Source organism: Pedobacter sp. (assembly GCF_035317785.1).
Taxonomy (GTDB): domain Bacteria; phylum Bacteroidota; class Bacteroidia; order Sphingobacteriales; family Sphingobacteriaceae; genus Pedobacter.
In genome coordinates this window covers 20,507-32,324 of record NZ_DATHGC010000223.1, presented here as the reverse complement: position 1 = coordinate 32,324, position 11,818 = coordinate 20,507, and the positions used below count along the sequence as shown (strand labels likewise).

Below are 11,818 nucleotides of genomic sequence, written 5' to 3'. Positions count from 1 at the left end.
TTCAATTTGAATAGCCCCTTGCCTGTTTTTTTGTCCCTTCTACTATAGTGGGCCCTATTCAGCCCGAAGAGGAACATGTCAGGACAACCAGACCGGGAGTTAATAGAAAATTTTTTTATGTGCAGGTGTTCTCCGGAGGAGGAGGAGCTAGTGCGCCTTTTCTTAAGAAAACCGGAATCTGAAGCTTTGCTGGACGAGATATTGTCTGAGCGGGCAAGCCATGACCTGGAGCTATTCAGGCAGGATGGTCCCTTACCTCCAAACCATCGGGACTGGAAAAGAACCATTCAGGAAAAGATCGGAAACAAGCCTGCAGAGGCTAAAGAGGCAATTCAGAAGAAATTTTTCAGCATGCGAAGCGCTGCAGTCTGGATTGCAGTGGTCCTTGCAGGACTGGCCACTTATACGATCAGTCATTTTCGTACTGCCAGTAAAGAATCACCAGCATTCGTTGAGCGGATTAACCCACGGGGCCAACGGTCAATGATCTTATTGTCTGACAGCAGTGTCGTTTATCTCGGTGCAGACAGCAAGTTAAGGTATCCTGAGAGGTTTTCTTCAGAGAGCCGGGAAATTTTTCTGTCGGGAGAAGCTTTTTTTGAAGTAACCAAAAATCCGAAAAGACCATTTATGGTGCATACCGGCAATGTGCAGACCAAAGTACTCGGCACTTCATTCAAAATAGAAGCCTTTAACGGCCGGCCGCTCATGGTTCAGGTCGCAACCGGGAAAGTGCGCGTGGACCAGATTGATGGAAAACATCAAAAATCACTGGCAATTTTAATGCCCGGAGAAACGGTTTTGCTGGACCACGGCAGAATTGAAAATGGCAAGATGGATCCGGAAGAAGTCCGGGACCTGAAAGCATCCAGGCTGACCTTCAATGACAAATCCATTCAGGAGATCGCCGAAGTGCTTCGGCGTTGGTACAATGTGAAGATCACATTTAAAAGAACCAGCAAAGCAAAGGAAAGAATGACGCTTACACTTGACGCGAGCGTATCTATAGATAAAATACTTAATGTGCTGGCATCTGCCGGACATTTTAAATATACGATGAGAAACGGGGAAATTATGATTCGTTAAAATTTAATATAAGAAAGGGACACCAATGGGCTAGATACAAAAAAGCCTCCCTATCCTGGAGGTTAGGGAAGCAATTCTTAACGTCATTCACCGCATGCTTTTCGACGACAACGCGGGAGATGACTAAAAAAATCAACAATAATTCCGGTTAAAACCGGGCAAACCATTAATATTCAAATTTATGCAAAAAGGATTACATCCTACAATTAAGTTTATTATGAGGTGTTCATGTATGCTTTTAATCGCACAATTTACCTTCATTGGTGTGCTTCTGGCAGGGAATGTTCATAGCCAGGATCTCAGCAAGGTTATATCCATCACGCTTAATAAGAAGAGCGTTAAAGAAAGCCTGATGAGCATTCAGTCAAAAAGCGGGTTAAGTTTCGTACTGCCGGAGAAACTTATGTCCCGCATTGATAAAAAAATCACGCTTAGTGCTGATCAGACATCGGTAAAGGACATTCTTGAAAAAGTTCTGGAATCAACAAAACTTGAATACAGGATTGTTGAAGGCTACATCATCATAGATGCCAAGCCAGTACCCAGGGTGCCTGGCAAATTAACCGGACGAATCCTGGACGACAAAGGAGGCCCATTACCCGGAGCCACTGTCAGGGTCATCGAAACTGGTCAGAGCGCGCAGAGTGATTCCAATGGAAATTATGTGCTGGCGCTGCAGCCGGGGACTTACACCGTGGAGGTCACTTATATCTCTTTTCAGACAAAGAAAGTGACTGGCGTAGCAGTTAAGGACGGTAAAGATTTAAGCCTGGACTTTTCTTTGCAGCCATCCAATAACCAGCTCGCAGAAGTGGTGGTGAGTTATGGCAAACAGAAACAAAGAGACATTACCGGGGCAATTGCCACAGTAGACGCCGCATCTTTGCAGGACATGCCCGTGAGCCAGTTTGCCCAGCAGCTGCAGGGAAAAGTATCCGGCGTTCAGATTGCCCAGACAAGTGGTCAGCCCGGACGTGGCATAGGCTTTGTCATCCGTGGTGCTGCTTCTTTTTACTCGAGTAACCAGCCCTTATTTGTGATCGACGGAACTCCGGTAACAGGCAGTATCAATAACATCAATCCGGCAGAGATAGAAAGCTTCAGTTTTCTTAAAGATGCATCTGCCACAGCATTATATGGTTCAAGGGCCGCAAACGGGGTCGTGCTGATCACTACAAAGCATGCAAAACCAGGAGATTCAAAAGTTGAATTTTCCAGTTATTACGGCGTGCAGACCATACCTAAGGGTAAAGTTCCAAAGATGATGACTGCCAGGGAATTCGCAACCTTTATGAAAGAACGGGCGGAAGACGGGCTTAAATATGAGCCCGGATATGTGGTCTCAGCGGATTACCGTGCGGCTTATGATAATCCGGAACAGTATGGTCAAGGCACCGATTGGTTTGACCTGCTTACCCGTACTGCACCTATTCAAAGTTATGATCTCAGCGTGCAGTCAGCACGTGAACATTCTTCATCAACAGTGATCGCAGGATACCAGGAGCAGCAAGGAGTGATCATCAATAACGGTACGAAATTGTTTTCACTCCGGTTTAACCAGGACTTCAGCTCGGAAAATGATAAACTCAAAATAGGGTTTAACATTGCGCCAAGCTACAGGGTAGACCACAACAACAGGCTCAGCAGCGATGGGGTAGGCGGATATTTTGAGCGCTTCTTTGAAGCCAGCCCGCTGATATCACCATACAATGCAGATGGCAGTTTCGTCCGCAGTGTGGCCTCACCGGGGATGGTGGCCTATATCAATCCGCTGGCTACTTATGAACTGACCAATGACGACTATTATACCACACGCATCCTTGGTAATGCCTACCTGAACTACGAAGTACTTCCGGGGCTGAGCATCAAGACCAATTTAGGAATCGACAAAGGCGCGGAAACCCGTAAATATTTTCAGGGAGGTCTGGTTACAGGTACACAGGGACAGAGCACGGGGACCAGTTCTGCTGTCGACAATGGTTCATGGACCGCAGAGGGAAACCTGGTGTACAAAAAAACAATCGCTGCTAATCACGATATTGAAGCTTTGGTGGGTTATTCGGCCCAGGAATTCAGCAGTTACAGCAATAACCTGACAGGACTCGGATTTGCAAGCGATGACATTCCATACCTCAATGCCGCAACCAGTCTTACCGGTGGCAGCGGCAGCGGGGGTTACGCGATGCTTTCGACCATAGGACGTTTAAACTACGCTTATAAAGGCAAATACCTGTTCTCTGCCGCATTCAGACGTGATGGTTCTTCAAGGTTTGGAATCAATAAACAATGGGGCAGTTTCCCTTCAGTTTCTGCAGGATGGATTGTCAGTGATGAAGGCTTTATACAGGACCTGAAAGCCATTAGCTTTCTGAAACTGCGCAGCAGCTACGGGTTGACCGGCAATAACTTCTTTACCGGAAACTACGATTCCCAGGCCACGATCGGCACTTATTATTACAATTTCAACAACGTCATTACCCAGGGGCAAACCATCAACCGTCTGCCCAACAGGGACCTGAGATGGGAGCGCAACAAACAGTTTGACATTGGTCTTGAGCTGGGTATACTGGACAACCGCATTAACTTTACATACGACTATTACAGGAAAAACACAGACGGGCTGATACAACAGCGTGCCATACCAACATCATCCGGCTTCAGCCAGATCATCTACAATGTCGGGGGACTTAAAATGTGGGGACATGAATTTTCAGTAAGTTCAAAGAACCTGACTGGAAACCTGAGCTGGAACACCAAACTGAACCTCTCCCTGGACCGCAACCTGATCACAAACCTGGTAGACCCTGGCTTTATCCGCAGAAACGTAACCACCAGTTCAGATTATTACCGCCAGCAAGTGGGGCATCATCTTGGAGAGTTCTATGGTTTTGTATTTGAAGGACTGTATAAAGATGCCGCCGATCTGGCAAATTCTGCAAAATACCTGAGTACACCTGCTAAGCCCAACGGAAACTCCGACATCGGGACAATCAAAGTAAAAGACATCAACGGAGACGGAGTGATCGATGATGTGAACGACCGTACTTTTATCGGTGATCCTACGCCGACATTTACAGGCGGACTGGTCAACCATTTCGCATACAAGAACTTTGATCTGAATATAGACATGACTTTTTCCGTTGGTGGAAAGATCTTAAATGCTGCCAAATGGGCCTATCAGACCAATATGGATGGATCAAGAATCTTGCTGGCCTCGGCTGCAGACCGCTGGCGTTCGGAAGAGAACCCAGGATCAGGTGCTTATCCCCGTACCAAATCGGGCACTACGGCGATGGGCCGCCAGGTGAATACGCAATGGATCGAAGACGGATCTTACCTGACCGCCAAAAACATTTCATTGGGTTATACCGTACCACTTAAGAACCTGATGCTTAAAAACCTGAGGATTTTCGCTTCAGTGCAGCAGGCATTTGTATTGACAGGCTATTCAGGGATGAACCCGGAGATCAACGTAGGAGGTGCTGATCCTACCCAGGGTGTTGGTATCGACGAAAACGCGTATCCAATACCAAGGACATTCTCATTTGGTCTCTCCACCACTTTCAAATAATCATTTATCCTGAAAACAACATGAAAAAGATATATATAGCAATTGTCCTGTTACTGATCGGGGCAACATCCTGCAAGAAAAGTTTTATTGAACTGGGGCCTGAAGATTCCTATACAGACGAGGTTTACTATAAAACCGAGCAGCAGTTCAGGTCTGCGATGGTAGCAGCCTACGCCCCGCTCAGGGATGTACTGGTCAACGACTATTTTACTTCAGAAATGCATTCAGACAATACGATCTACCAGGCCATTCCCGGCAACAGGGGTACATCTATTGTAGAGCGCGAGAACATCTCTGACTTTACCAATACCTCTACCAACGCATACGCTGCGGCAACCTGGCAGCACACTTATACAGGTATTTCGCGCTGCAACATTATCATAGAGCGGCTGGCGGCATCTGACATTGCAGCTTCGGCAAAAACCACTATCGATGGACAGGCTAAATTCCTGAGGGCACTGAACTACTTTAAACTGGTACGCCTGTATGGAGGCGTGCCCTTGTTCCTCAAAGAAGTGACCACGGCAGACGAGGCTTTTAAACCCCGTGCATCAGTCGAAGAGGTCTATAACCAGATCATTGCTGATGCAAAGGATGCGATTACTGAACTAGGCCAGCCGACAAAGTTCCCTCAGACCGGTGAAGCTACGAAAGGGGCAGCTACCATTCTTCTGGCTGAAGTATATGCCGCACAGAAGAAATGGGCTGATGCCGAACCTTTGCTGAACAATCTGCTGACCATGGGTTATGACCTGCACGGAAATTATGCCGACGCCTTTTTGCCAGCCAATAAAAACGGAAAAGAATCGATCTTTGAGATCCAGTTTCTTGGCGGAACGGTTACCGGTTCAACTCCAAACGTGCTGTCATTTCATTTCTTGCCGAGAAGTAAGGATACGAAATTACTTACAGGAATCACCATAGACAATACCGGTACCGGCGGATGGAACACACCGAGCGACGACCTGATCAAGGATTTTGAGACTGGAGACCAGCGTCTGGATGCCTCGATCGGAATTGCCGAGGGTACATATGATGCCAGTAACTACTTTGCCTATTCTGCAGCAAAAAGTATTGTAAATTATGTTCCCGCTGCAGGGAAGACAGGTGTTCCTTACATCAAGAAATACCTGCATGCACCACTTGTCGGAACAACAGGTTCAGGAGACGATTTCCCGATCTACCGTTTTTCAGATGCCTTGCTGCTCCTGGCAGAGGTGCTGAATGAGCAAGGTAAGTCATCGGATGCACTTACTCCGCTAAACAGGGTAAGAAAACGTGCAGGTCTTGGAAATTTTGAGAATACAGACCAAACCCTGCTCCGCGCGGCAATCCTGCATGAACGCAGGGTTGAGCTGGCGTTTGAAAATCACCGCTGGTCGGACCTGCTAAGAACCGGAAATGCAAAAACGGTAATTAATGCCTTTGGTGTTAAGATCAGACAGCAGCTTCCTTATCTTTCTTCAGACGCCTATGTGATCGATGATCATCATTTGCTGTTCCCGATACCCCAGAACGAAGTAGGTTTAAACCCTAAGATTGTTCAGAACCCAGGCTACTTTTAATCAGCAGAACCAGAGTAATGAAAAACAAAAGAAACATATTCAGAAACGGATGCTGCATCTTTCTAAGCATGCAGCTGCTGGTCAGCATAAGCGCGGCTCCGGTATTGAAAACAAACGCACCTGCAGCCGAAGATGAATTTTCAATTGCCGTATTGCCCGACACGCAATACTATACTTCAGAAAAAGTTGGCGGAAAAAATGAGATGTTCATGGCCCAAACCGACTGGATCGTAAAAAATGCCGCTAAGGAAAACATCAAATATGTAATCCATTTGGGTGATATTTCTGACGACGGAGAGAAATTTCCCCAGCAATGGGTAAATGCCTCCAAAGCAATGTACCAGCTTGAGCAGCCCCAGGCCGGATATCCGCAGGGTATTCCATACGGTATGGCAGTGGGCAACCATGACCAGACCAAAAGTCAGTATCCGCTGAGCGGTAAGACCGATCAGTACAACAGGTATTTTGGGGTAGAACGTTTTAAGGACAAGAAATGGTACGGTGGTCATTACAGTAATAACAATGACAGTCATTACGATCTTTTCAGCGCCGCAGGAACCGATTTTATTACTATATTTTTTGAATATGATTCTTACGGCGAAGACATCGAGAACCTGAATAAATGGGCCGCTCAGCTGCTCGAAAAGTACAGCGACAGAAAGGCCATTCTGGTGAGCCATTCCATCATTCACTTCAACAAAACGACTGGTACCAATGAAAAGGGTTTCCCTAAATTTTCCAAACAGGGGCAGCGTGTTTTTGACAAGCTCAAGAGTTACCCCAATGTGATGATGACCCTCTCCGGTCATGTGGGTGACAATGGCGAAGGTTACCGTCAGGACGGCTACGCCGGAAATGTCATCAAATCGTTCCTTTCCGATTACCAGAGCCGTCCGAATGGCGGTCATGGATTGATGCGTCTGATGAAATTCTCAAAATCAAAAGACCTGATCAGCATACGTACCTTCTCTCCGTACACCGGAGAAGAAGAAACCGATGCCGACAGCAAGTTTACCCTGCCATGGCTGCACCATACCGGTGTGGCACGGTTCCAGGACTACAACAATGACCAGACCACTGAGATTGCTTTCTTTGCCAAAGGCAAATGGAAGATCGCAGGTCAGGCTGATGTAGAGTTTGGCCAGGAAGGAGACATCGCTGCAACGGCCGATTATGACGGTGACGGTAAGACGGAGCTGGCTGTGTTCAGGCCATCTGAGGGAAAGTTTTACCTTCAGGGAGGACGTTCCGTTGCTCTGGGCCAGCAAGGAGACATTCCGGTATGCGGAGATTGGGATGGTGACGGATTTGCAGATTTTGCGATTTACCGGCCATCTGCATTGACCTGGTATTTCGATCGGCTGGACAGCATTAAGTTTGGCCATAAGAACGGCATTCCCGTACCGGCAGACTATGATGGAGATGGGATGATGGATGTGGGTTTCTTTCGCACAGACAACTCCCTGTGGCAGACCAGCCTGGGCAATATTCCTTTAGAAGTAAAACACACGCCGGGCGATATTCCGGTTCCTGCTGATTATGATGGCGACGGCAGGGCAGAAATGGCCGTTTTTCGTCCGTCTACAGGTGAGTGGATCATAGACCGGATGAAAGAACACATTGTACTGGGGCAAAAAGGTGACATACCCGTACCGGGAAATTACGGGAAGGATGGGAAAAGCTACCCAGCCGTATACCGAGGGGGCAAGCTGTATCTGCAAAACAATAAGACCATTGATGCTGGTGCAGGCAAAGTTTCTGAACTGGTCAATATTCCAGCATCACGCAGGTAATTTATATAGCATTTAAAGACCAGACCTGTTGACAATAACGCCCTGACATCTGTCAGGGCGTTTTGTATTTGAGGTTAAGCCATAAGTGTTGCTTGCTATTTTGTTAACATAATGATAATTTAATGTTATATTAAAGTTATTTTAACTTTGCCGCATGCAAATTTCAGTGTATGTAGTATATGAGCTGCTCATCAGGCTGCAGGAATTAAACCCTGCTGTTGGTGAGTACGTTTCCAATAAAAGATCAGGCGACGGCATTTTAGTGCGTACGTCCAGCGGTACAATTGACATACCTGAAAGTATACTCTCCGCACAGTTCAATAACCCTTCTTCAATTGGTCAGAATGAGATTTTAAGTTTGCTGGACCGTTTTAAGTTAGCGGCATCAGAATGACCATGTAAGACTTCCTAACAGCTTCTGCTTTGCTTCTCTTTCGTGCAGGGATTAACATCGCATCAGATAGGACTCAACTTCGCTATTGACAGGCTCCCAAGCGAAATTGCTGCGGTATTAATGCTGTTTTGGAGCGGGGAGGACCGAGATGGATGGCAGAGGCTGAGGAGAAGCAGGCCCTGATCAGGAATGCGTAGAATTATTCTAAATTCAGTGATTGCTTTTTCCTTAACACTCCCTTGAGTTTGGGATAATACTCGTGTCTTAAATTTGTTAAGTAATTAAAAAACAATTAACGTAATTATTTAACAAAAATCCCTATGAAAAAAACATTTAAGATTGCCACTATGGCGATCCTACTAGGCACAGCTATGTTCAGCTGCAAAAAAAATGAGCGGCTTCCTGAACTGGAAAAAGTCATTGAACATCCAAAATCATCACTTAGCACAAATGAGCTTATAAAGTTTATGGCTGAGGTAAGCCACATCAACGCTAGTGAGATAAGCTACGATGACAAAGAAAAACAGTTTATCTGGAGAGAGAGTAAAACCAATAAAGATGATCTCTTATTAATCTACGAACAACATCAGGAAGTTTTAAAGGTTGCTAAAGAAAATGCTAATTAAACGCTCTATGAAGACAATACTCAAAAATATAACGGTTCTTATCCTTGCATTATTGACAACTCAGGCATATAGCCAGGTATACGTAACCACTTTTAAAGTACAAGATGCCTATCTGCAGAATGGAAAAATTTTAATAAAGAGTGCTACTTCAACAACCGAAATAAAAATAGAAGTAACATTTGCAACCTACAGAGAGAGCAATGGTACTCCAAAAACAGGTAGTATAAAAACAAAACTAGGAACTGCCAATTCATCGGGAGGAGTGAATTTTCTCTCAGCTGAGCAGAACGTTTCCAGTACAGAATTTTCTACGGATCCATTCGTGACAAAGATTTACACTATCAATATAGAAAAATCTAAATTAGCCAATAACACAATAGACCTGTTTACACAACCAGCCGGTTTCTCGTGGGGCGTTTTCACAGGGAAAAGTTACAGCTATGTATTGGAACCTACAATTACTACGTACTATAATGTTGCCAAATCTGCATATTTTGTCAAAGATAATTGCCCACCGGGAAGTGATGTTCAGCCAAATACAACAACTAATTATTCTGTTCCGGCAAATAAATATTCTTCAACAATATCTCAGGCAGATGCAGATGCGAAAGCACAGGCAGAGATTGATGCGAATGGTCAAAACAAGGCTAATACAGAAGGACTATGTATCAAATTTGGTAATGTAAAAACACCTAATGGATCGAACATGATATATTACTATGACTACTCAGAGGATATCAAATGGAATGCATCGATCTTTAATGGTAGTAGTGTTAAAATAGAATTGTTTGAGTCAAATACTTTAATTAGAACAATTTCATCAAGCACGCCTAATACCGGGTTGTTAAAAAATGTACTTATTCTTAGTAAAACGGATCCTTCTCCACTATGGGGAGTAAAACTTAAAATAACTTCTCTTCAGACAGGTGAAAGCTATTTTAGTAATGGATTCAACATATTCCAAGATTAAACGACAAAATGTGCTTGCACAATTCAAGGGTGTAAACTTTGCATCCTTGAATTGTACATAAACTGAAAACAATTGATTGGCTTTCAATTCAGTAGTTTGTATTGGTGGCTTAAGCAGAAGTACGTAATGAAGCTTTTCAAGGTTTCAAATAGAACGAATCTGAATAACCTGATTGCTGTTTCCTTAACACTTTCTTAAGCCTGAGATAATACCTGCGTCTTAGGTTTGTTACAGAAAAACAAACGAACTATGACTAAAACCCTATTTAAAAGAAAAACACTTGCACTTGCTGTCGCGGCTTTTGGTGCAGCGGCTGTTATTGTAACAGCTTGTAAAAAAGACAAGAAAGATGGTGACGCAAATCCCGATGCAACTGAGCTTAAAGATTATTCTGTAAATCCATCTTTGGTAAAAACGCTGCCAGGTTTTGAAAATGTAAAGATCACAACTTTAATCAGCAGCGATGACGTGCTTTCAGGGTCACCTGGTTTTGTCTATGGTGCCCAGCCAGACGGAGCCGGCATGATGAAAGATCCTAACGGAGATGGATACATCATGGTTACAAACCACGAAATAATATTTTCAGTATCAAGGGTTTATCTGGATAAAAATCTAAAACCTGTGAAGGGTGAGTACATAGTAGATGCTAATGGTGGTAAGATGAGGCTATGTTCTGCTACACTTGCAACTCCTGATGAGCATGGCTTTCCGGCCCCGGTATTTTTGACCGCAGGTGAAACAGATGGCGAATCGTCCATTCACGCAATTAACCCGCTTGGACCAGTATCAGAAAAAAGTAATCCTGACCGAAAATTAGCGGCTCTTGGTAAATGCAGTGCGGAAAATGCCGTTCCGCTTCCTAAAGATGCTTATCCTGGAAAAACAGCCATTTTTATTGGTGAAGATGAAAGCACACGCCAGGGATTGGGTCAGGTGAATATGTACCTTTCCGGTAGTGCGGGCGATCTGAATAGTGGAAAGCTTTACATGCTGCGCAGAACCAATTTAAATATAGTAGAGACGGACATGGCAGTAAATTCTACTTACGATGTTGAATTTGTTGAATATGATAATGTAAGAGCGAGTACCGGTGCTGAGCTGGCGTCTCAAACCGTTGCTAAAAATGCCATCCAGTTTGCGCGTGTTGAGGATCTGGACTACGGTAAAGGTGATGCATCCGCAAACCGTACACTTTATTTTACTGCTACAGGAGTAAGCGGAGACCTGGTCAATCCAAAACCCGGACTGACTATGTGGGGCAGAGTCTATAAATTAGAGCTTGATGCGGCCAGTCCGTTAAAAGGTAAATTGACGCCACTTATTGATGGTGCAATAGATCCGGGCAACAGCATCGTAAATCCGGATAACCTGTGTGTAACCAAAAACTTTGTTTACATTCAGGAGGACGGTGACTCTTATTATACAAATAACAAGCATGATGGCAGGGTGTGGCAATATAACATCGCAACAAAAGCCATTAAGCCTATGATTGAAATGAACCACCGTCGTGATGATGCAGTTTTCAATGCCAAATACAATCCTTCTAATGACCGCAGGACCAGTTCATGGGAATATGGTGCAATGTATGATATTTCAGATTTAACAGGCAGGCCAAATACCATCGTACTGAACCTGCACCCGCATACCTGGACAAATGACAAGTTCCTTAATGCGGATGGGAGCAGTACTACTACAAATAAAGAAGGTGGTCAAACCATTATATTATCAGGCATAGAGCGATAATCGCTTACAGCTATAATAGAAAACCCTTTCCCGATTATAGGGAAAGGGTTTTTGATATTAAAAATAACTT

8 protein-coding genes are annotated in these 11,818 nt (G+C 44.6%); all 8 read left to right on the top strand.

Translation table 11 applies throughout. The features are described from left to right. The first annotated feature begins 75 nt into the window (after nt 1-75). The 8 genes from VK541_RS13560 (at nt 76) to VK541_RS13525 (ending at nt 11,748) form a co-directional block, all read left to right on the top strand. Nucleotides 76-1,086, top strand: coding sequence for a FecR family protein (locus VK541_RS13560; RefSeq protein ID WP_324370869.1), 1,011 nt, complete (start codon nt 76-78; stop codon nt 1,084-1,086). 181 nt (nt 1,087-1,267) lie between these two features. After that, on the top strand, nt 1,268-4,657 hold the full coding sequence (locus VK541_RS13555) for a TonB-dependent receptor (protein ID WP_324370868.1): 3,390 nt from the start codon (nt 1,268-1,270) through the stop codon (nt 4,655-4,657). Nucleotides 4,658-4,677: 20 nt separating this feature from the next. Next, a complete protein-coding gene (locus tag VK541_RS13550; protein WP_324370867.1) occupies nt 4,678-6,222 on the top strand; it encodes a RagB/SusD family nutrient uptake outer membrane protein in 1,545 nt (514 codons plus the stop codon). Nucleotides 6,223-6,239: 17 nt separating this feature from the next. Continuing rightward, entirely contained in the window at nt 6,240-8,015 is a 1,776-nt protein-coding gene (locus VK541_RS13545) for a metallophosphoesterase (protein WP_324370866.1), read from the top strand. A gap of 154 nt (nt 8,016-8,169) precedes the next feature. Next, entirely contained in the window at nt 8,170-8,409 is a 240-nt protein-coding gene (locus tag VK541_RS13540; protein WP_324370865.1) for a hypothetical protein, read from the top strand. Nucleotides 8,410-8,729: 320 nt separating this feature from the next. Further along, nucleotides 8,730-9,035, top strand: coding sequence for a hypothetical protein (locus tag VK541_RS13535; protein WP_324370864.1), 306 nt, complete (start codon nt 8,730-8,732; stop codon nt 9,033-9,035). 7 nt (nt 9,036-9,042) lie between these two features. After that, the gene (locus VK541_RS13530) at nt 9,043-10,005 is read left to right on the top strand and encodes a DUF5977 domain-containing protein (RefSeq protein ID WP_324370863.1); all 963 of its coding nucleotides are present in this window, start codon (nt 9,043-9,045) and stop codon (nt 10,003-10,005) included. Between the two features lie 249 nt (nt 10,006-10,254). Beyond that, nucleotides 10,255-11,748 carry a hypothetical protein gene (locus tag VK541_RS13525; RefSeq protein ID WP_324370862.1) on the top strand — a complete coding sequence of 498 codons (1,494 nt, stop codon included), beginning with the start codon at nt 10,255-10,257 and terminating at the stop codon, nt 11,746-11,748. Nucleotides 11,749-11,818 lie beyond the last annotated feature (70 nt).